The organism is Mesorhizobium sp. WSM4822 (assembly GCF_055811155.1).
Genome location: NZ_JBVVQM010000001.1, coordinates 297,296 through 318,923, shown reverse-complemented (window position 1 = coordinate 318,923; position 21,628 = coordinate 297,296). Strand labels below are relative to the sequence as shown.

Here is a 21,628-nt window from a genome sequence, read left to right as displayed (position 1 = left end):
ATCAGCTTCGCTGGGCGCGGACCGCCGGGATCAGGCCCTGCGGGCGAACCAGCAGCACGGCGATGACACCCGACAGCACGATGGCGTCGCGATAGGGCGCGATCGCTCCCGGCAATGTCGCCTGCAGCAGCACCTCGATGATGCCGAGCAGGAAGCCGCCGGCGACAGCACCGGGCAAGCTGCCCAGCCCGCCGACGACGGCGGCGATGAACGCCTTCAGCACCGGCGTGAAACCCATCAGCGGGTCGACCGAGGCACGCTGCGCCACCCACAGCATGGCCGCCAGCCCGGCGAGCAGGCCGGAGAGCAGGAAGGCGGTGGCGATGATGCGGCTGGCCGGAATACCCATCAGGCGCACGACGTCGAAATCTTCCGCCGCGGCGCGCATCGCCGTGCCGGTCACCGAGCGGCGCAGGAAGATTTCGAGCGCAATCAGCGCCAGTGCGGAGACGACGATGGAGATGCTGGGACCGACGCCGATGGTGAAGTCGCCGAAGGAGAAGGCGCCGGTCATCCAGCCGGGCATGGCGACAGCCTGCGGCCGCGCCGAGATGCCGTTCTGGAAGACGACCTTCAGCAGGCTGGAGACGGCGAAGCTGGTCAGCAACAAACTTGTGACGCTGGCGCCACGCATCGGTCTGAACGCGATGCGCTCCATGGCGACAGCGGCGAGCGCGCCGCAGGACACGGCGACAAGTACGGCCACCGGGAAGGGAAAGCCAAGCACCAGCGAGGCCAGGAGCGCATAGCCCGACAGCGTCATCAGTTCGCCATGGGCGAAGTTGATGAGGCCGACGATGGAAAAGACGATCGCCAGCCCGAGCGCCAGCAGCGCATAAACGCCCCCGAGGCTCACCGCATTGATGATCTGCTGCGCGATCATGCTTCTTAAGCTCCCAAATAGGCTTGGCGGACGAGGTCCGATGAAGCGAGTTCTTTTGCCGTGCCCGACAGCACTACCTCGCCATTGGCAAGCACGACGGCGCGGTCGGCGATTTCGAGCGCCAGCGCCACATTCTGCTCGACCAGAAGGATGGTCAGGCCCTTGCGGCGCAGTTCGGCGATCAGGTCGAAGACGGTGTCGATCAGTTGCGGCGCAAGGCCGAGCGAGGGTTCGTCGAGCAGGATCATGCGCGGCTTGCCCATAAGCGCGCGGGCGATGGCCAGCATCTGCTGTTCGCCGCCCGACAGATTGCCGCCCTTGACGCGATGGTAGCGGCGCAGGATCGGGAACAGCTCCAGCATCTCCTCCTCGCGCAGCCTTGCCTCGGCCGCCGGCTGATGCACTGCGCCGCCGAGACGCAGATTGTCGGCCACCGTCAGGCTGGCGAAGATACGGCGGCCTTCGGGAACCAGCGCGACGCCCTTGCGGGCAATCGCCTCCGGCGCCAGGCCGGTGATGTCGACACCGTCGAAGATCACCTTGCCGGATGCCGCCGGCACCAGCCCGGCGACGGCGCCGAGCGTCGAGCTCTTGCCGGCGCCGTTGGCGCCGACCAGCGCGATGATCTCGCCGCTGCCGACGGTGAGGTCAACGCGGCGTACCGCCTCGACCTCGCCGTACCGGATTTTCAGGGCTTCGACGCTCAGCATGACATCACGGCGCGGGAACGTCGGCAGCGTCGGGGATCAGGGTCTGGACATGCTTGCCCTCGCCGCCCTCGTAGCGCATCAGCGCCACCGGCCTCAGCGGCATGCGATCGGTGCCGGCATAGGTGATCTTGCCGGTGATGCCTTCGAAATCCTTAAGGCCGGCGATGGCGTCGCGGATCGCTTTCGGCTCGTCGGAGCCGGCCGTCTTGACCGCCTGGTCGAGGATCAGGCCGATCTCATAGCCATTGACTTCATAGGTCGATTCCGGTGCGTGGCCTGCATATTTGGTGAAGGCGGTATTGAAGGCCTCGAGCTTGCTGCCCGGCTCGGCATAGCCGGCCGCGGTGTAGACGACGCCGTCGACCAATTTGCCGAGCGCCTTGATGGTCGGCGTGCCGATGGCATCGGCGCCATAGACCGGGATGGTGACGCCGGCGCCACGCAATTGCTGGATGAAGGCCGGGAAATCCGGCTCATAGGCCGCCGTCATGATCAGGTCGGGCTTGTCGGCCAGGCCCTTGATGTTGGTGATCTCGGCGGAAAAATCGGGCTGGCCCATGCTGAAGGTGCCGCGGCCGACAATGGCGCCGCCCTTCTTCTCGAACACCTTGCCGAAATATTCCGGCAGATTGGCGGTGTAGGTGGAGTCCGGCGAAGTCAGCAGGAACACCTTCTTCTTGCCTTCCGAGACGGCGAAGTCGGCGACCGCCGTCGCCTGCACATTGTCGGCCGGATAGGTGCCGAACATGACGTCGCCGACCGCGCCGGTGAGCACCGGGGCGGAGCCGCACAGCGTCAGGGTCGGAATGCCAAGCGGCTGGGTCAGCTGGCCGGCGGAAATCGAGGGATCGGCATCGCACGGCGTGATCATGATCTTGGCGCCGGCGTCGATCAGTTCCTGGGCGACGGTGGCAGTCTGCGCGGTGTCGGAGCGGGTGTCCTTGATCAGCAGCTTGACGGTGTATTTGCCGCCGAGCCCGCCCTTGGCGTTGAGCTCGTCGAGCGACATGCGCAAGCCGGCAAGTGCCGGCTGGTCGTAGGGGGCAAGGCCACCGGTCTGCGCGGTCGCGGCACCGATGATGATCTCCTCGGCGGATGCTGTCGAAATGGCGGCGATGCCGAACACGGCAGCGCACAAAGCGGCGCGATGGAGGCGATAGAGGCTTGGCATGTCGGTTCTCCTTCTGGATTTCTTATGGTTGGTCGTCGTTGCGGGTCATGCGGTCTGGTTTTCAGGCGTTTCGGTCTTGGCGCGCGCCGTGCGGCTGCCGAGATAGGCGGCGATCACGGCAGGGTTCTTCTGGACATCGCCGGGCGTGCCGTCGGCGATGACGCGGCCATGATCGATGACGACGATGCGCTCGCACAGGTTCATCACCAGCCGCATGTCATGCTCGATAAGCACGACGCCGATGCGGCGCTCGGTGCGGACCGTCGATAGGATCGAAACCAGTTCGGCGGTCTCGACGGCGTTCATGCCGGCGGCCGGCTCGTCGAGCAGCAGGAAGCGGGGCTTCAACGCCAGGGCACGTGCCACTTCCAGCCGGCGGCGCTGGCCGTAGGCAAGCCTGGCAGCCGGCTGATCGGCGAATCTCTCCAGTCCCATGCGTGCGAGCTCACCCATGGCCGCCGCCTCGGCGTGGCCAAGATCAGCTTCCACCTGGCGTGCGGCGACGACGACATTCTCCAGCACGGTCATGTGCGGGAAAACGCGGATGTTCTGGAAGGTGCGGGCAACGCCGGAGCGGGCGAAGCGGAAGGCCGAAGCCTGCCGGACCACGCCACCCACCGACACGGTGCCGGCACTTGGCTTGATATCACCGGCCAGCATGTTGAGCAGCGTCGTCTTGCCGGCGCCGTTGGGGCCGATGATGCCGGTGATGCTGTCGGTCTCGAAATTCAGGCTGACGTCGTCGACTGCGACGACGCCGGCATAGCGGCGCGACAGGTGGTCGGCGGTGATGCGGTCACTCGCGACATGCTGCGGTGGCGCCGTTGAAGCCATCACGGCCTGGCGTCCGGGTCGGCGCAGCAGGTTCAGTTCACGCTCGCCGAACAGACCGGTCGGGCGCCGCCAGATGACCAGGATCATGGCGATGGCGAGCACGCCCTGGGTCAGACCGAACAGGACAGGCAGATGCAGGCCGAGCACTTCGCCGCCGCCTTCGAAGCGGCGCACCACTTCGATCAGGACGATGGTGACGGTGACGCCGGCGAAAGCGCCGAGCGACGAGGTCATTCCGCCGACGATCAGCATGGCGAGCATGGTGAAGCCGAGGTCGAAGTAGAAATCACGTGGCGAGAACGCACCCAGAAACTGCGCCATCATGGCGCCGGCAGCCATGGCGGCGACGACACCCGCCACCCAGGCGGCCAGACGTGCCGTGCGCTGGTCGACGCCGACGGCGGCGGCACCGCGCTCGTCATTGGCGGCGGCGCGGGCGGCAAGGCCGAAGGAGGTTTCGCGAAACAGCCTCGCCGCCACCAGCGCCATCGACGCGACAGCGGCAGCCGTCCACAGCCCGACCTCGCGCGGCACGCCATAGAATGGCTGACTGCCGCGCGTGATCTCGCGCCCTGCGACCAGCAGCGTGTAGACGATGATCAGCATGGCAAGCGTTGCGATCGAAGCGCTCGATCCGGAAAGCCTAAGCAGCGGCGTGCCGGTCAACAGGCCGACGATGACCGCCAGAGCCAGGACGACGGCCAGCGCCGCGAGGAAGGAGAGTTGATGGCCGGCGAGGAATTGCGGCAGGTCGCGCAGCGCCGTTCGCTGCAATGCGGTCGGCATGGTGAGGATGCCGGTGGCGTAGGCGCCAAGGCCGACAAAGGCGGCCTGACCGAACGAGACGATGCCGCTGTTGCCAGAGAATATCTGCAGGCCGAGCACCGCCGTCAGCATGATCGCGGCATAGGTGACCACACGTTGCATGGCGGCGCTGCCAAAGATGAAGGCGGCAAGCGCCACCAGCAGCAGCACCGCGACCATGCACAGGGCATCGGCAGTGGCGTTGCAAAACGCGGCCGGCATGAAGCCACTGGGCTTGCTCTCGCTCATCGTCACCGACGCCATTACGCGGCCCTGAAGCGATCGGGTGAAAACGGCGCCAGGATAGGTTGCGCGCCTTCGGTGACCAGCCTGGCCACCGCCTCGCCGACTGCCGGCCCGGTCTTGAAGCCGTGGCCGGAGGATCCCGCCGAAACGACCAGCCCTTCGACGTCAGGCATGGCGCCGATGACCGGCAGATCGTCGGGGCTCATGTCGTAGAGTCCGGCATAGCCGGGCCGGATGCCAAGCTCGGCCATGGCAGGGACTCTGCCAGCGAAGGTCTCCAGAATCTCGACCGATTCCTGCTCCTCGACACCTTCCATGTAATCATCAGGATTTTCGACCAAACGCGGGCGGCCCGCATGTTCGTGGCGCAGGCCGGTGCCGCCACCAGCCCAGGTGCCGGCCAGGATGACGCCGTCATTGTCAGGCCGTGCATAGTTGCAGGAAATGTCGTCGCACCAGGCGAAAGGCATGACCTGCCTTGCCTTGCCGGCTGCGTCGAGGACGGCCATCGGATGGCGCTCGACATGCAGCGGCAGATCGAGGCCGACCGTCGCCAGCAGGCGGCGCGTCCACGGCCCGGCGGCCAAGACGACGGTACCGGCTTCCAGCACCGTTCCATCGGTCAAGGTGACGCCGGTGATGCGGTCGCCCTGCCGTTGAAGGCTCTCGACCAGCGTGTTCTGCATGATCCTGGCACCGTTGGCGCGGGCGGCACGGGCGATGGCGTTGGTGGCGCCGAAGGCATCGGCGTAGCCATATTCCGGCTCCCACAGCGCCATTGCGACATTGTCCAGGGCAAAGCCGGGTGCCGCGTCGGCAAAGGCCTGCGGCGACAATGTCTCGATGCGCGCGCCCTCGCCGCGGATGCGTTCGGCCGCCGCCGTCCAACTCACCTTGTTGTCGTTGCCGCAGACCCACATCATGCCGATTTCGGTGACGAAAGAGCCTTCGCCCGCGATTTCCGGCAGCGACACCAGGATCTCGCGGCCACGTATGGAAAGCTGCGACAATTCCGGCATCAGGTAGAAGGCGTGCAGCAGCGCCGACGATTTGCCCGACGGGCCGCCGGCGGGATGGGTCTGCTCGACCAATGTGACCTTCACACCGGCCTTGGCCAGATGATAGGCGGCGCTCGATCCGACAATGCCGGCACCGACGACGATGACGTCGCTTCCGTTTCGCATGGCTGTTCCCCACAGTCTCTTGGCTGCTTTCCGACAAGGTAGGGCCAGCGATCACGCAATGTCAACATCTCTTCATTGTTGACCAAGATTTAAATCTCTGTAATAAACTCGACAAAACAAGAGAACACGGATTTCGGGGAGGCCCATGGCGATACGCGATGTTCTGATGCGCGGGGATCTTGCGCTGACGCCGTCGGAAGAGAAGATCGTCCGACTGCTGTTGACGGACTATCCGACCTCCGGCCTCGGCACCGCCTCATCGCTCGCCCGGCGCGCTGGCGTCAGCGATCCGACCGTGGTGAGACTGGTCGTCAAGCTCGGCTATGAAGGGTTTCCGGATTTCCAGGCGAAGCTTCTGGCCGAAGTCGAGGCAAGACTGCACTCGCCGCTGCTGATGATGGAGGCCAAGCGGCAGAGCGGCTCCAACGACAGCGCCGTGCTGGCCTATCTCGACAGCGTCACCACGGCCTTGCAGAAAGCCACCGCCGCGACACCCATCCAGACATACGAGCGGGCGGCCCGCCTGCTGATGGAGGTCAAGGGCGAGGTTGTGATGGTCGGCGGCCGGTTCAGCCGTCACATCGCCGGCATGCTGGCCGGCTATCTCGTGCAGTTTCGCTCCGGGGTTCGCGATCTCGGCGTGCTTTCTCCACAGACTTTCGACACGCTCGCCGACCTCGACCGGCGCGACGTGCTCGTCGTGTTCGACTACCGCCGCTACCAGCTCGACGTCATGGCCTATGCGAGCCAAGCGGCGGCGCTCGATGTGCGCATCGTCCTGTTCACCGACCAATGGCTGTCGCCGATATCAGACCTCGCCGAAGTCACCATCGTCAGCCCGCTCGAAGTCGCCTCGCCCTATGACACGCTGGCGCCGGCGATCGCCCAGATGGAGGCGCTGGTCGCCCATATCGTTTCGACGCTGGGCGACGACGCGCGCGCCCGCATTGAGCGGCTCGAAAGGGTGCGACATGCCAATGCCGTGACACTCGACAGCGACCCGCAAGAGAACGGCGCGCGCAAGATACCCGGACCCCGCAAGACGCCGGGACCTAAATCAGCAAAGCAGGACGACAAAGCATGACCCAGGCCCTACCCAAACGAGACGAAGCCTTCCGTGCCGGCGAAACGGCCCTGCTGCTCGTCGACATGCAGCGCATCTGGCTGGAGCCGGGCGCAGATCCGTCGCATCCGGAGCGTGGGCCGGATCATTATTTCTACCGGCAGACATCGTCACAGACGATCCCCAACCAGGAGCGCCTGCTGGCCGCTGCGCGGGCCAATGGCGTCGAGGTGCTGCACACCATCATCCAGAGCCTGACCGAAGACGGCCGTGACCGCTCGCTCGACCACAAGCTGACGCCGATCCATGTCGCGCCCAGCCTCCCGGAGGGTCTGCCGGTGCCGGCGCTGGCGCCGGTTGGCGACGAGATCATGCTGCCGAAGACGTCGTCGGGCATCTTCAATTCGACCAATGTCGACTATCTCCTCAAGAATCTCGGCATCCGCTATCTCGTCGTGGTCGGCGTGCTGACCGATCAATGCGTCGACATGACGGTGCGCGACGGCGCCGACCGCGGCTATCTTGTCACCTGCGTATCGGATGCCTGCGCCACCATTACGCAGGAACGCCACGACATCGCGCTCAAGGCCTTCGGCGGCTACTGCTGGGTGGCCGATACCGACACGGTCGTCGGCCGCTTCAACGCTTTGGGAAAACCGGCATGACATCGACTGTCGAGCCTCTGGTTGCCGTCGTCACCACGGATCTCTCCGCCGTCACGCGGGGCCGCTTCGTTGCCGAAAGCAAGTTGCAGAAGACCGCCACGACCGGCGTCGGTTGGCTGCAGGCCAATCTGTCGCTGACGCCGTTCAACTCGATCGTCGATCCCAACCCCTGGGGCTCGTCGGGCGACCTGCGGCTGATCCCCGATCTCAAGGCGCGCTTTCGCACGACACGTACCGGATCGGCGACGCCGTTCGACATGGTCGCCGGCGACATCGTCGAGCTCGATGGCAGCCCATGGCTCGGCTGCACCCGCACGATGCTGAAAGAGGCGCTGGCCGATTTGAAAGCCGCAACCGGCCTGTCGGTCATCGCCGCCTTCGAGCATGAGTTCAATGTCGCCGACGGTGGCTTCGCGCCGGCGCATTCGATGTCTTTCGCCGCATTGCGCCGCACGGACCCCTTCGCGCCCAACCTGATGGCGGCGCTCGAGGAAGCCGGAGTCGCTCCCGAGGTGGTCATCGCCGAATTCGGCGACGAGCAGTTCGAGGTGACGCACGAGCCGGCGGACGCGCTGACGGCGGCGGACCGCGCCGTCGCCATCCGCGAAATCACGCGCGAATTGGCGCGCAATGCCGGCTGGCGTGCGAGCTTCGCGCCCAAAACCGCGCCAACTGCCGTCGGCAACGGCGTCCACATCCATTTCAGCTTCGTCGACGAGGCCGGCAAGCCGGTGACATACGATCCAACGCAGCCCGGAGGTCTTTCCGCCAAAGCCGGCGCCTTCTGTGCCGGCGTGCTGCGCCATCTGCCTGGAATGACCGCGATGACGGCGTCGAGCGTGTCGTCCTTCTACCGGCTGAAGCCGCACAGCTGGAGTTCGTCCTATACCTGGCTCGCCGACCGCGACCGCGAGGCGTCGCTGCGCATCTGCCCGACTGTGACGATCGGCGGACGCGATCCGGCGCGGCAATACAACATCGAATACCGGGCCGCTGACGCCACCGGCAATCCCTATCTGTCGCTGGCGGCGATCATCCGCGCCGGGCTGGAAGGGCTGAAGGCGGGCCTGCCGTCGCCGCCTTTGGTCACCGGCGACCCGACACTGATGAGCGAGGCTGAGCGGGCGAGTCTCGGTCTGGTGCGCCTGCCCGAAACCCTGCCGGCGGCACTGGACGCGTTGCTGGCCGACGGCATCGTGACGGGATGGTTCGCGCCTGTCTTCATCGAAACCTTCGTCGGCCTCAAGCGACATGAAGCCGAGCGTCTTGCCGGTCTCGATCCGGCCTCCATCTGCGATCTCTATCGGACGCTCTATTGATGACCGCGCAGGCCGGAAAAGATTGGCCCGAGGCCGTCGAGGTCCTCAACGAGCACGGCCGCTCCGATATCGTGCTGTTGTGCGAGCATGCGTCCAACCACATGCCGGCCGAGTATCGACAGCTCGGCCTCGATGCCAGCCATCTGCAGCGCCACATCGCCTGGGATATCGGCGCCGCCGAAGTGACCCGCCTGCTGTCGTCGAAGCTCGATGCACCGGCCTTCCTCAGCGGTTACTCGCGGCTGCTGATCGACCTCAACCGGCCACTGGGCACGCCAGGCAGCATTCCGGTGCTGTCGGAAGACACCGACATTCCCGGCAATGTCGGCATCGATTCGGCGGAGCGGATCCGGCGCGCCGAGATCATCTTTTCGCCGTTTCATGACCGGGTGACCGCGTATCTTGACCACCGGGCGCAAGCAGGCCGGCAGACGCGGATCGTGACGATCCATTCCTTCACGCCGGTCTTCCTCGGTGTCAGCAGACCCTGGCATGCCGGCGTGCTGCACGACCAAGCAAGAGATCTCGCAGAAACGATCCTTTCGGGCCTGCGCACCGACGTCGGGCTCAATGTCGCGGCCAACGTGCCCTATGTGATCAGCCGCGACGCCGATTACGCCGTGCCCATTCATGGCGATGATCGCGGCATCCCCGCCGTCCTCGTCGAGATCCGGCAGGACCTTTTGTCGACACGGTCCGGCATCGAGGAATGGGCGGACCGGCTGGCGGCGGCACTGCCGGCGCTCGAAACGGAATCCGTGTCGTGAGCAATCTCAGCCTGCGCGAACGTGATGCCGCGACCATCGCCCAGATCGGCAAGCTGCGTTTCTCCCCGCTCAGCGTCATCGGCGGCCGGGGCAACCGGCTGATCGAGGAAGGCGGCCGCTCCTTGCTCGACCTGTCGGGATCGGCCGGTCCGGCGGTGCTCGGCTACGGCCATCCGGCAATCGTCGAAGCGGTCGAGACGTCGATCCGCGACATGGCGGGCGCCAGCTTGCTGCTCTACCCGAACGAGCCCGCCGTATCGCTGGCGGAGCGGCTGCTGGCGATTACGCCCGGAGAAGGCGAACGGCGCGTCTGGTTCGGCCATTCCGGGTCGGATGCCAACGACTGCGCGGTGCGCGTGCTGCAGGCAGCCACCGGCCGCTCGCGCTTCATCTCGTTCATCGGTTCCTATCACGGCAATCTCTCCGGCTCGATGGGCATCAGCGGCCATACCGCCATGACCCACACGCTGCCCCGGCCGGGCGTGCTTCTGCTGCCCTATCCCGATCCGTTCCGACCGAATTTCAGCAGCGAGGACGTGCTGGCCCTGCTCGACTACCAGTTCGAGACCACCTGCCCGCCGCATCAGGTCGCGGCGGTGTTCATCGAGCCGTTGATGTCGGATGGCGGACTGATCGTGCCGCCGCCCGGCTTTCTCAAGGCATTGCAGCAGCGTTGCCGCAAGCACGGCATCAAGATTGTCGTTGACGAGGTCAAGGTCGGGCTCGCCCGCAGCGGCATGATGCACTGCTTCCAGCATGAAGGACTGACGCCGGACCTCGTCGTCTTCGGCAAAGGCATCGGCGGTGGCTTGCCGTTGTCGGCCGTGATCGGCCCTAAGGGGATCATGGACCATGCGCCGGCCTTCGCGCTGCAGACAACCGCGGGCAATCCGGTGGCGACATCGGCCGGCAACGCGGTGCTGAAGACGATCGAGACGGACGGCCTGGTCGAGCGCTCGGCGCGGATCGGCATGCTGTTTTCCGACGCATTGCGGGCGCTTGGCGACAGACACGAGATCATCGGCGACGTGCGCGGGCGCGGGCTTGCCATCGGCGTCGACCTGGTCAAGGACCGCACGACACGTGAGCCGGTTGCGGCGGCGACCACGGCCAAGATCATCTATCGCGGCTATGAGTTGGGTGCAGCCTTCACCTATGTCGGGTTGAAGGCCAATGTGCTGGAGTTCATGCCACCGCTGACGCTGACGGAAGACGAGATGACCGAGGGCGTCGCGATCGTCGACCAGGCAATCGCTGACGTGAATGCCGGCAAGGTCTCGGATGCGGACGTCGCCTCCTTCATGATGTGGTGAACAAAAAAGGCGCCGCGCCGGGCTGCGACAGCGATTGTCTCGGCAGCCCCGGCTCATCGTTGTGCAACAATTATTCCGCGATACGCACGATCAGCTTGCCGAAATTCCTGCCTTCGAGAAGGCCGAGAAAGGCCTGAGGCGCATTTTCGATGCCATCCACGATATCTTCCCTGTATCGAACCCGGCCGGATGCTATCCAGTCGGCCATCTCGCGATAGAAGGCCGGGCGCTGGTCGACAAATTCGCGCTGGATAAAACCCCTTATCGTCAGGCTGCGGTGCAGCACTTGCTGCATCAATGTCGGCAACCGGTCGGTGCCGGCATCCGCGATGACGTTGTACTGCGCGATCAGCCCGCAGACCGGCACACGCGCAAATTCGTTCAGCAGCGGAAACACCGCGTCCCAGACAGGACCGCCGACATTCTCGAAATAGATGTCGATGCCGCCGGGGCAAGCTGCCTTCAACTGCTCTGCAAAATCGTCGGCCCGGTGATCGACGACCGCGTCAAAGCCCAGCTCGTCTCGCACGAAAGCACATTTATCGGCACCGCCGGCGATGCCGACGGCACGCGCCCCCTTGATGCGCGCGATCTGGCCGACGGCCGACCCGACCGCACCGCTGGCGGCCGCGACGACGACCGTCTCGCCAGGCTTCGGCTGCCCGATGGTGAGCAGACCGGCATAGGCCGTGAAGCCCGGCATGCCGAGCACGCCGAGCGCGGTTGTTATGGGTGCAGCCGCGGGATCGAGCTTGCGCAGCCCGACACCGTCGGACAGGGCGAAACTCTGCCATCCGGAGTGGGACAGGACGATGTCGCCTTCAGCAAATTCCGGATGGCGAGACATCATCACGCGCGCGACGGTGCCGCCCTCCATTACACCGTCGACATCGACCGGCCTGGCATAGGACTTGGTGGCGTTCATACGACCGCGCATATAGGGATCGAGCGACAGATAAAGGATCTGCAACAGCAGTTCGCCCTCTCCCGGCTGGTCAAGGTCAACCGTCTCGATGCGAAAATCATCCGGCTTCGGCCGGCCTTGCGGTCGCGCCGCGAGCACGATGCGGGTGTTGGACTGGATTGACATGGAGACCTCTCCGCGAAGGGCGTTCTATTCGAAAAACCGGTTGGAGGGCCGCTTCAGGCCGAGATTCTCGCGCAGTGTCGACCCCTCATATTGCCGCCTGAAGATGCCTCGCCGTTGCAATTCCGGCACCACTTTCTCGGCAAAATCATCCAGCCCTGCCGGCAGGTAGGGAAACATGATGTTGAACCCGTCAGAGCCCTCGGCAACCAGCCATTCCTCCATCTCGTCGGCGATTGTTTCAGGCGTGCCGACAAAAGCAAGGCCGGAATAGCCGCCCAGCCTTTGCGCAAGCTGCCTGACGGTCAGGTTCTCCTCGCGTGCCAGTTCGATGACGCGCTCGCGGCCACTCCTGCTCGCATTGGTCTCGGGGATTTCGGGCAAGGGCGCGTCCGGGTCAAATCCGGACGCATCGTGTCCGATCGCGATCGACAGCGAGGCGATGCCGCTCTCGTAGTAGACGAGGCTGTCGAGCTTCGCCCGCCTGGCCTGCGCGTCCTCGACGCTGTCGCCGACAACGACAAAGGCGCCAGGCAGGATCTTGATGTCGTCACGCGAGCGGCCGAGTTTCTCCGCACGGCCTTTGACGTCGGCAAAGAAACGCTGTCCCGCCGCGATATCCGCATGGGCGGCGAAAATGACCTCCGCTGTCTCCGCCGCCAGTTGGCGTCCTGCCTCCGACGCGCCGGCCTGGACGACGACCGGCCAACCCTGGATTGGCCGGGCGATGTTGAGCGGCCCACGCACCGAGAGATGTTCGCCCTTGTGGTCGAGCACATGCAGCCTGGCCGGATCGAAATAGAACCCGCTTTCGGCGTCGCGGATGAAGGCATCGTCGGCAAAGCTGTCCCACAGGCCGGTGACGACATCGTAGAATTCCCGCGCCCGCCGGTAGCGCTCATCATGCTCGACATGCTCGTCGCGGCCGAAGTTCAGCGCCGCGTCAAGGTTGGACGTGGTGACGATGTTCCAGCCGGCGCGTCCACCGCTGATATGGTCCAGCGAGGCGAAGCGGCGAGCAACATGATAGGGCGCATCGAACGTCGTCGATGCGGTGGCGACCAGCCCGATATGGTCAGTGACGGCGGCGAGCGCCGACAGCAGCGTGAACGGCTCGAACGAGGTGACCGTGTGGCTGCGCCGCAACGCCTCGATCGGCATGTTCAGAACGGCCAGATGGTCGGCCATGAAGAAGGCGTCGAACTTCGCCGCTTCCAGGGTCTGGGCGAAGCGCTTCAGATGCGCGAAATTGAAATTGGCGTCGGCATAGGCGCCCGGATAGCGCCAGGCGCCGGTGTGCAGGCTGACGGGGCGCATGAAGGCGCCGAGGCGCAGTTGTTTTCGTGTCATGAAAGATGTTCCGGCCGATCGATACAGTCGAGCACAGTGCTCGAATCCTTCTCAGGATCGGACGGTCAGCCCAACTCGGGAAGGTATTCTGTTCCGCTGCGCCGGGCTTTTGCAGCATTTCAGTTTTGCGCCTGATACCCCAGGACAAAAAAAGGCCGGGCTCGAATACGGCCCGGCCAAAAAGAAGGTCAAAACCTTCAGAGGGGAACACCGTTCGGCGAAATGGGAGGAAACCGCCGAACGATTTTACCTTTTTGAGCTTATTTCCAAGCCTTGGCGACGAATGGCATTCCAAAAAACATGCCAAACGGCAAAAATTCGTGCCAGGCGACCGTCACGAACCCACCGTTCCAGTCTCCAGAAGATCGGCATAGTGGCGGCGTGCCACGTCGGGATGGGAACGCAGCCGGCTTTTGAGCACATTGATTCCGACGTCGCGGAACAACGGGTTGTCGGGATCGCTTGCCGGTCCGCGCGCCTGCGCCGCCAGTTCCTCGGAAAGGCCGAGAAGCGGGATGGTCGCATCGAGCCGCGCGCTGAAGAAGAAGGGAACGGAAATCCGTTCGACGCCGGCAAGCGGCGTCACGACTCGGTGCACGGTGGCCCGCAGATATCCATTCGATGCGAGTTCGAGCAGTTCGCCGATGTTGACGACCAGCGTTCCGGGCAGCGGATCCACATTCACCCAGCTTCCGTCATATTCGACCTGCAGCCCCTTGTTGTCGTCCTGCAGCAGCAGGGTCAGGAAGCCGCCATCCTTGTGCGCGCCGACGCCCTGGTCGCCTTCGGTCGCGTCACGGCCGGGATAACGGACGATCTTCATGCGATGGTTGGGCGAGTCCCGGTAGATCGCGTCGAAGGCGTCCTCGGGCTGATCGAGCGATAGCGCGAAGGCTTTCAACAGCCGAATCGCCACCGCGGTCGCCTTGGCCTGCCATGCAAGCAGTGCCGGCTTGAGCTCCGGCAATGCCGACGGCCATTGGTTGGGTCCTTGCAACCTTGTCCACGGTGCAATTCCAGGTCCCTGCGCTATGGGCTGGCGCTCGACGCCGATGTCGAGTTGCTCACGCCAATCGGCCGCGCCCTTGGTCAGTTCGCCACCGGCGCGGGTGTAGCCGCGGAACTGCTGGGATTTGACCATTTCGATCGCCAGCTTGTCGGCCTGAGGCAGCGCGAAGAACCGGCGCGAGGCATCGAGCACGTCGTCGATCTCCGAGGCCGAAATTCCGTGGCCGCTGAGATAGAAGAAGCCGACGTCTCGAGCCGCCGTGCGCAGGTCCAGGAGAAAGGTACGATATTCGGAGGCACCTTGTTCGAGACGGCTCAGATCGAGCACCGGCACAATTCTAGGCATGGTCAGGTTCCTTCTTTTCTCTGCCTTGGCTTAGGAGAAGTAGAAGCGACCACCGGCAAGAGCTTCGAGAATGAATGCATCTCAAAGTGACACGCAAGGCGTGCCGATCAAAGCAACAAGAAGTCCAATCTGGCCCGAATGGAAGAACGTCAGCGCTGCATATTGTGAACTGCCGGCAAATAATTTCCCGACACGTGCTTTACCCGCCATGCCTCTCGTAGGCCGCACTTTCCAGTGCGACATCGTATAAGTCACAGTGGAAGCGCAACCGCGCGTGATCGCCTGTAAATCCGCCAGCCGACCGGCCGGAGGGCATTCAAGCCAGCTCGAACCGCTCGATGGCGCGCATGATGCCACGCAGCTCGGCGAGGCCTTTCAGCCGGCCGATCAGCGAATAGCCGGGATTGAGCCTGGTCTTGCCGATGTCGTCGGCGAGCAGATGGCCATGGTCGGGCCGCATCGGAATGCGCCAATCGGCGCGGCCTTCCCGACGGCGGCGCGCCTCTTCCTGCATCAAAGCCAGGATAACATGCGCCATGTCCGTGCCGCCCTCGAGATGCTCGGCCTCGTAGAACGAGCCGTCATCCTCGATGGTGATGTTGCGCAGATGGGCGAAATGGATGCGGTCGGCGAACTCCTTGACCATGGCGACGATGTCGTTGTCGGCGCGCGTGCCATAGGAGCCGGTGCAGAACGTCAGGCCGTTGGCGGGGCTGTCGACGGCGTTGAGGATGAAACGCGCATCCTCGGCGGTCGAAACGATGCGCGGCAGGCCATAGAGCGAGAAGGGCGGGTCGTCGGGATGGATGCACATGCGCACCCCCTCCTCTTCGGCCACCGGAATGATCTCGCGCAGGAACCAGGCAAGGTTGTCGCGCAGCTCCTTCGGTCCGATCGCATCATAGTCCGCCAGGGCCTCGCGAAAACTGTCCCTGTCATAGCTGCGCTCGGTCGCAGGCAGGCCGGCGATCAGGTTGCGCTCGATCCTGTCGATCGCTTCGCTGCTCAATTCCTTCAGCCGCGCTTCCGCCTCGGCAATGCGGGCGGGGGTATAGCCGGCCTCGGCATTGACGCGCTTCAGCACAAACAAATCGTAGGCTGCGAAATCGATCGCGTCGAAACGCAACGCATAACCTGTCGTTGGCAGCCGATAGGCGAGATCCGTGCGCGTCCAGTCGACCACCGGCATGAAATTGTAGCAGACCGTCGCAATGCCGGCCTTGGCGAGCGCGCGAATTGAGTCACGATAGTAGCCGGCATAGCGCTCGCGTTCCGGCGCGCCGATCTTGAAGGAATTGTGGACCGGAATGCTCTCGACCACCGACCATGTCAGGCCGGCGGCCTCGATGACACGCTTGCGCTCCAGAATGCTCTCGAGCGGCCAGGCGCGCCCGTCATAGATATCGTGCAAGGCGCTCACCACGCCGGTCGCACCGGCCTGCCTGACATGATCGAGCGTTACCGGGTCGTTCGGTCCATACCAGCGCCAGCACTGTTCCATAGCCGCTTCCTTCTGCGAGAGGATGGCAACCTATTGTTGGACCACAATGGGTGTCAAACTAGGAACGGTTTCGGACAGCGAATGAAGGAGTTTTCCCAATGAAGGATTTCGACGGCAAGGTGGCTTTGGTGACGGGCACGACCGGGATTGGCCTCGCAACCGCCAGACGCCTCGCTGCAGGGGGTGCTGCGATCGTCGCCTGCGGCATCGACCGCGCGGCCAATGCTGCGCTGAAAGCGGAACTGGAAAGCTCCGCAGCCGGGGCGCTGGTCATAGACGCCGACGTCTCCGTGCCCGATCAGGTTCGCGACGCGGTCGCGGCCGGCGTGGAGCGGTTCGGCGGCCTCGATATCATCGTCAATTCGGCGGCGGTGCATCCGTACGGAACCGCGACCAGCACCGATTTCGAGACCTGGAACAGGGCGATGTCGGTCAATGTCGGGTCCATCTATCTGACCGCACATTTCGGCATCCCGGAAATGGTCCGCATGGGCGGCGGCGCCATCGTCAACGTCGCTTCGGTGCAGGGCTTTGCCTGCCAGCAAAACGTCGCCGCCTATGCCACCACCAAGGGCGCCATCCACACGCTGACGCGTGCCCTGGCCCTCGACCATGCGCGCTCCGGCATCCGCGTCAATTCCGTCAGCCCGGGCTCGATCCGCACCCCAATCCTGGAGAAGGCCGCCCGCGGGCAGAACGGCACGGATGCCGATGTCGAGGCCGCCTACAAGCGCTTCGGCGAAGCGCACCCCATCGGACGCATCGGCGAGCCGGAGGAAGTGGCCGAACTCATCGCTTTCCTGTGTTCGTCGAAGGCCGGCTTCTGCACTGGCGCGGACTACAAGATCGATGGCGGCCTGACCGCCGGCATCGGCGTGAAGTAGATTGCGAAGATTGGGGCTTGTCCGTCACCGGGAGCAGCCAGCATCCGACAATTGGTTTGCCGATCTTCTTGCAGATCAATGCCCAAGCAAATTGAACACCGCACGGGCCACGCCGAACATGAAAGGGGGCGGTGCGATCGATGAAATAATAGGCATTGTTGCCGATTGACAAAAACATCAACAGGCGACCAAGATCATATGACCATCAACGATATTGGTCCCGAGGTTGCCCCTCGGCATTGGCGTAAAGGAGAGCCAGATGCCCCTTCAGCAGAGAGTGACCCATCGTCCTAAACAACGTCCCGCCGCTCCCATCCTCGCCACCGCACTGCTAGGTCTCGGCCTGATCACAGTGCCCGGCATCGGCCACGCCGACGGGATCACGCTCAAGATTTTCGGCGGCTCGGCGCTCGACGAACTCGCGCCGCGTCAACCGCCGGACGAGCAAAAGAAAATCCAGCAACAGGTCATCGACGGCTTCCTCAAGGCCAACCCCGACGTCGCCGCCGTCGAATGGGATGCCCAGGGGCCGCAAACCGATTCCATTCAGCGCGTGATGACCGCAAAACTTGCAAACCAGGAAATGGACCTGATCGCCTGCCCGGCCTTCTACACCAATGGCGCCTATGTCAGGCGCAAACTGGTGATGCCGATTACCGACAAGATCAAGCCGTTCCAGGACAGGATCGACGCCGCTGCACTTGGCGCCTTCACGGTCAACGGCCAAGTCTACGGCGTGCCGATCTCGACGCTGTCGACATCGACGATCTTCTACAATGTCGATCTCTTTCAGAAGCTCGCCATTCCTGTCCCGCCAACCTATGACGACCTGAAGGCAGCCGTGCCGAAGTTCAAGACCGAGGGCGTGATCCCTCTGCTGCATCAGGGCTCGAACACCGTGATGTGGCCGATGTGGTACTTCGAGACCTTCTCGCAGGCCTCGGGCGACCCGGTCGGCAAGACGCAGAAGAACCTCGAGGGTACGGCGAAGTTCACCGACGCGCCCGATGTCGAGGGCTTCAAGCTGATCAAGCAATGGGTCGATGATGGCATCCTTTCCAAGGATTCGCTTTCCGTCGACCAGGACGGCATGCGTGCGGCGTTCGCCGCCGGCAAGAGCGCCATGTATTATGGCGGCACCTGGGAAATCCCGTCGCTCCAGTCGAGCGTCAAGGACTTCAAATGGGGCGTCTTCGCCTTTCCGAAAATGGACGGAACGCCGGGAGCGCCCGGCCATGGCGGCGGTGCCGACAACGGCATGTGCGTCGCCTCCTCGATCCCGCCCGAGAAGCTCGATGCCGCGGTCAAATTCATCGAATATCTGACACGGCCTGAAGTCGCGACGCTCTACCTCGCGCCGGAACAGCCGATCGCGGCCTCGATCAAGGGCGTGCCGCAGGTCGACGATGCCTATGCCGTCGAATTGCGCAAGCAAGCCTTCCCGAACACGATCAAGTTCCTCGACTGGATCTGGCCATCCGAGGTCGCGAGCGCCACGTCTTCGGCAATCGCCGGCATCGTCGGCGGCACCACGACGCCCGAAGACGCCGCCGCATCGATCCAGACCATCTTCGACGACCTCAAGGCCCAGGGCAGCTGGCCGCCCAAATGAGGCCCTGAAGTAGCGCCTGCAAGCGAGCGCCCATCCAGCCGGGCTGATGTGCCAGGCAAGAAAAACAGAGGCTGCCTGCTTCGGGCAGCCTCGCCCATCGGAGAAAACACATGACGACACATCGCGCCGAACGGCAGCGCTTCTCGATCGGCTATCATCTGAACAGCTGGGACCTGACCGGCCTTCCGCTCAGGCCGGCCATCAAGTTTCTCGCCGACCAGGGCTTCGGCTGGTTCGAGATCCTCGCCTTCACCAGCCTGTCGGACCAATACGCCCGCAAATACATGCAGCTCGGCAACCAGGCGCCGATGGGAGTGACCACCGACACCGACATCTTGCGGCGCTATGCGCTGCTGTCGGAAGGCCAGAGCGAGTATGGCATCAAGCTCTCCTCCTTCTACGTCAATGCGATTTTCACCAACCCTGTCGCCTGGACCTATGAACGGGACGTTCTCGTCGCGCTGACCAGGATGTTGAAGGGCTTTGGCTCACCGGTGCTGGTTCTCGGCGGCGGTCCCTCGGAAGCCGCTGCCGGGGCGCACACGGCCGACGACTACCGCGCCTTTTGCCGGGCGCTCGAGGATATCGGCAGGCGGACAAAGGACCTTGGCATCGAGACGGTCTATCACCCGCACCTCGACACCTTCATCGAGCGCCGCGACCAGCTCGACCGCATGATGGATGAACTGAATACCGACCTGGCCGGCCTGTGCATCGATCCGGCGCATCTTGCCCACACCAATTCCGATCCGGTCGACGCGGTCAGGACCTACATTTCCGCCGTGCGCTACATGCATTTCAAGGACACCAGGGTCGATCCGGCGCTGAAGGGCTATGACCGCTATGGCGCTTTCTGCGAGCTCGGCGCCGGGGTCGTCGATCTCGCCGGCATCGTCGACGTCCTGCTGGAGGCAAACTACGATGGCCTCGCCATCATCGAGCTGGATGCGTCCAAGAAAACGGCAGAGCAAAGCACGCTCGAGAGCATCGCCTATGTCAGGGACACGCTCGGGCTGGTGCTGACCCCGCAAGGCGCGAAGGCCACATGAGCACGCGACCGCAAGAGGAGGCTCCTGTTTCGAGCCGATCCGGCACCTGGCGCTTCAATGCCGGGGACGGGGCGGTCGCATTCGTCATGATCCTGCCCGCCGCGATCCTCTTCGGTCTTTTCTACCTCTGGCCGTTCGTCAACGGCTTCTGGCTCAGCCTGCACAATTGGGACGGGTTTTCCGACCCGACCTGGGCAGGTATTTCCAACTACAAGCGCCTCGTGCACGATCGCATTTTCCTCGGTGCGCTGCGCAACAATTTGATTTTCGTCGTTGCCGTCGTGGTCCTGAAGAACGTGCTCGGCCTCGGGCTGGCGCTGCTTCTGAACCGGGCGCTGCTTGGCCGCACCTTCTTCCGCGCCGCCGCCTTCGTCCCGGTGACGATGTCCTTCGTCGCCGTCGGCCTGCTCTGGTCCTGGATCTACAATCCGGTCTTCGGCCTGCTCAACAGCGGGCTCGATCTCATTGGCCTCGCCGGGCTGAAACGATCATGGCTCGGCGACGCCGACATCGCGCTCTACTCGATCATCGTCGTCGATGTCTGGAAATGGCTCGGCTTCCATGCCGTCATCTATCTGGCCGGGCTGCAGACGATTCCCTCGGAGCTTTATGAATCGGCGAAGATGGACGGCGCCGGCCCCTTGCAGCGCTTCCGGCACGTCACCGTTCCGATGATGATGCCGATCATCTTCATCAACACCATCCTCGGCCTCTCCGGCGCCTTCGTGCGCAATTTCGACATCGTCTATGTCCTGACCAAGGGCGGCCCGAACCACGCCACCGAAGTGGTGCTCACCTACATGATGAGCAAGGCCTTCCAGGACGGCGCCATGAGCTACGCCGCGGCGATCGGCTATGTGCTGTTCATGATCGTCGGGCTGGCCAGTGTCGGCCTGCTGGCCCTGATGCGGCGGCAAAGGCTCGACGTCTGATGAGAGCCGCCAACCTTTCGCTGAACGATGGCGCCGCCGGCTCTCGCCGTCGCGGGCTCATGCAGCGCCTCGGCATGCGCGGCATCCTCGAAATTGGCGGCATCTATGCCGCGCTCATTCTCGTGCTCTTCGAGACCCTTTATCCGCTGCTTTGGGTGCTGTTCGGTTCGCTCAAGACCAAGCAGGAAATGCTCAGCAATGTCTGGGGTCCGCCATCGAGCCTGGTGCTGCAGAACTATGCCGATGCCTGGCGGATCGCCGGCATGGGATCGCGCATCGTCAACAGCATCTTCGTCACCGGCTCGGCATTGATCATCCTGGTGGCCGTCGCGACGCCGTGCGCCTATGCGGTGGCGCGTCTTCGTTTCCCCGGACGCGGTCTTGTGGTCGCAGTCGCGGTTGCGGCCATGCTGGTGCCGCCGCAGGTGATGGCCATTCCGCTGTTCCTGGTGGCGCGCGATCTCGGCCTGATAAACAGCCGGCTCGGCATTGCCTTCATCTATGCCGCGACGTCGCTGCCGCTTTCGGTCTTCATCCTGCGCAGCTTCTTCATCACATTGCCGGCCGACCTCGAAGATGCCGCGCGCATCGATGGCGCCAGCCGGCTCGAGATCCTGATCCACATCATGCTGCCCCTGGTGCGGCCGGGCGTGGCGCTGATCCTCATCTTCGGCTTCATCGAGATCTGGAACGATTTCTTCCTGGCCTTCCTGCTGTTGCGCGACCCTTTGGTGCAGACCATCCCGCTAGGACTGGTCAGCTTCTTCCAGCAATACGACTCGCTCTGGACGCTCTATTTCGCCGCGTTGACGATCACGACACTGCCGGTGATCGTCGTCTTTGTCGCCATGCAACGGCAGTTCATCGCCGGCCTGACAGCCGGCGCCGTGAAGGGTTGAC

General features: G+C 64.0%; 19 protein-coding genes. 10 read left to right on the top strand and 9 right to left on the bottom strand.

All coding sequences use genetic code 11. The features are described 5' to 3' along the window. Nucleotide 1: 1 nt before the first annotated feature. Genes AC0L3E_RS01685 through AC0L3E_RS01665 form a run of 5 tightly spaced genes read right to left on the bottom strand, consistent with a single transcriptional unit; the run spans nt 2 to nt 5,832 of the window. Nucleotides 2–883 carry a branched-chain amino acid ABC transporter permease gene (locus tag AC0L3E_RS01685; protein ID WP_378977323.1) on the bottom strand — a complete coding sequence of 294 codons (882 nt, stop codon included), beginning with the start codon at nt 881–883 and terminating at the stop codon, nt 2–4. 5 nt (nt 884–888) lie between these two features. Continuing rightward, nucleotides 889–1,593: an ABC transporter ATP-binding protein gene (locus AC0L3E_RS01680; protein WP_127382641.1), complete on the bottom strand. Its 705-nt coding sequence runs from the start codon at nt 1,591–1,593 to the stop codon at nt 889–891. 4 nt (nt 1,594–1,597) lie between these two features. Further along, nucleotides 1,598–2,764: an ABC transporter substrate-binding protein gene (locus AC0L3E_RS01675; RefSeq protein WP_473604083.1), complete on the bottom strand. Its 1,167-nt coding sequence runs from the start codon at nt 2,762–2,764 to the stop codon at nt 1,598–1,600. Between the two features lie 45 nt (nt 2,765–2,809). Beyond that, nucleotides 2,810–4,651, bottom strand: coding sequence for a branched-chain amino acid ABC transporter ATP-binding protein/permease (locus AC0L3E_RS01670; RefSeq protein ID WP_473604082.1), 1,842 nt, complete (start codon nt 4,649–4,651; stop codon nt 2,810–2,812). A gap of 14 nt (nt 4,652–4,665) precedes the next feature. Beyond that, nucleotides 4,666–5,832 (bottom strand): NAD(P)/FAD-dependent oxidoreductase, encoded by a 1,167-nt coding sequence (locus AC0L3E_RS01665; protein ID WP_128287488.1) that lies wholly within the window; start codon nt 5,830–5,832, stop codon nt 4,666–4,668. Nucleotides 5,833–5,977: 145 nt separating this feature from the next. Here AC0L3E_RS01665 and AC0L3E_RS01660 point away from each other — a divergent pair, with 145 nt between their 5' ends. Genes AC0L3E_RS01660 through AC0L3E_RS01640 form a run of 5 tightly spaced genes read left to right on the top strand, consistent with a single transcriptional unit; the run spans nt 5,978 to nt 10,959 of the window. Then, nucleotides 5,978–6,916, top strand: a complete 939-nt coding sequence (locus AC0L3E_RS01660) for a MurR/RpiR family transcriptional regulator (protein ID WP_256746093.1) — start codon at nt 5,978–5,980, stop codon at nt 6,914–6,916. Beyond that, entirely contained in the window at nt 6,913–7,560 is a 648-nt protein-coding gene (locus AC0L3E_RS01655; protein WP_127267229.1) for a cysteine hydrolase family protein, read from the top strand. Before AC0L3E_RS01660 ends, AC0L3E_RS01655 begins: the two co-directional genes overlap by 4 nt. Beyond that, entirely contained in the window at nt 7,557–8,879 is a 1,323-nt protein-coding gene (locus AC0L3E_RS01650; RefSeq protein ID WP_473604080.1) for a type I glutamate--ammonia ligase, read from the top strand. Before AC0L3E_RS01655 ends, AC0L3E_RS01650 begins: the two co-directional genes overlap by 4 nt. Next, a complete protein-coding gene (locus AC0L3E_RS01645; RefSeq protein ID WP_473604079.1) occupies nt 8,879–9,646 on the top strand; it encodes an N-formylglutamate amidohydrolase in 768 nt (255 codons plus the stop codon). The genes AC0L3E_RS01650 and AC0L3E_RS01645 overlap by 1 nt, the downstream gene beginning before the upstream one ends. Further along, nucleotides 9,643–10,959, top strand: a complete 1,317-nt coding sequence (locus AC0L3E_RS01640; protein ID WP_473604078.1) for an aspartate aminotransferase family protein — start codon at nt 9,643–9,645, stop codon at nt 10,957–10,959. Before AC0L3E_RS01645 ends, AC0L3E_RS01640 begins: the two co-directional genes overlap by 4 nt. 70 nt (nt 10,960–11,029) lie before the next feature. Here the strand turns inward: AC0L3E_RS01640 and AC0L3E_RS01635 are convergent, their stop codons facing one another. The 4 genes from AC0L3E_RS01635 to uxuA all read right to left on the bottom strand — a co-directional run bounded on the left by AC0L3E_RS01635 (nt 11,030) and on the right by uxuA (nt 16,251). Then, complete coding sequence (locus AC0L3E_RS01635; protein ID WP_473604077.1) at nt 11,030–12,049, bottom strand: NADP-dependent oxidoreductase; 1,020 nt, start codon at nt 12,047–12,049, stop codon at nt 11,030–11,032. Between the two features lie 24 nt (nt 12,050–12,073). Beyond that, nucleotides 12,074–13,396: an LLM class flavin-dependent oxidoreductase gene (locus AC0L3E_RS01630; RefSeq protein ID WP_473604076.1), complete on the bottom strand. Its 1,323-nt coding sequence runs from the start codon at nt 13,394–13,396 to the stop codon at nt 12,074–12,076. Nucleotides 13,397–13,730: 334 nt separating this feature from the next. Then, nucleotides 13,731–14,750: an isopenicillin N synthase family dioxygenase gene (locus AC0L3E_RS01625; RefSeq protein WP_292335973.1), complete on the bottom strand. Its 1,020-nt coding sequence runs from the start codon at nt 14,748–14,750 to the stop codon at nt 13,731–13,733. A 316-nt stretch (nt 14,751–15,066) separates the two neighbouring features. Continuing rightward, nucleotides 15,067–16,251, bottom strand: coding sequence for a mannonate dehydratase (uxuA, locus tag AC0L3E_RS01620; protein WP_473604075.1), 1,185 nt, complete (start codon nt 16,249–16,251; stop codon nt 15,067–15,069). Between the two features lie 98 nt (nt 16,252–16,349). On the opposite strand from uxuA, the gene AC0L3E_RS01615 reads away from it, so the two are divergent. The 5 genes from AC0L3E_RS01615 (at nt 16,350) to AC0L3E_RS01595 (ending at nt 21,627) form a co-directional block, all read left to right on the top strand. Next, nucleotides 16,350–17,135, top strand: a complete 786-nt coding sequence (locus AC0L3E_RS01615) for an SDR family NAD(P)-dependent oxidoreductase (protein ID WP_473604074.1) — start codon at nt 16,350–16,352, stop codon at nt 17,133–17,135. Nucleotides 17,136–17,394: 259 nt separating this feature from the next. Beyond that, nucleotides 17,395–18,747 (top strand): extracellular solute-binding protein, encoded by a 1,353-nt coding sequence (locus AC0L3E_RS01610; RefSeq protein WP_473604073.1) that lies wholly within the window; start codon nt 17,395–17,397, stop codon nt 18,745–18,747. A 110-nt stretch (nt 18,748–18,857) separates the two neighbouring features. Continuing rightward, the gene (locus AC0L3E_RS01605) at nt 18,858–19,796 is read left to right on the top strand and encodes a sugar phosphate isomerase/epimerase family protein (RefSeq protein ID WP_473604072.1); all 939 of its coding nucleotides are present in this window, start codon (nt 18,858–18,860) and stop codon (nt 19,794–19,796) included. Beyond that, the gene (locus AC0L3E_RS01600) at nt 19,793–20,728 is read left to right on the top strand and encodes a carbohydrate ABC transporter permease (RefSeq protein WP_352584280.1); all 936 of its coding nucleotides are present in this window, start codon (nt 19,793–19,795) and stop codon (nt 20,726–20,728) included. Before AC0L3E_RS01605 ends, AC0L3E_RS01600 begins: the two co-directional genes overlap by 4 nt. Then, on the top strand, nt 20,728–21,627 hold the full coding sequence (locus tag AC0L3E_RS01595) for a carbohydrate ABC transporter permease (RefSeq protein ID WP_292335979.1): 900 nt from the start codon (nt 20,728–20,730) through the stop codon (nt 21,625–21,627). The genes AC0L3E_RS01600 and AC0L3E_RS01595 overlap by 1 nt, the downstream gene beginning before the upstream one ends. The last annotated feature ends 1 nt before the right edge of the window (nt 21,628 follow it).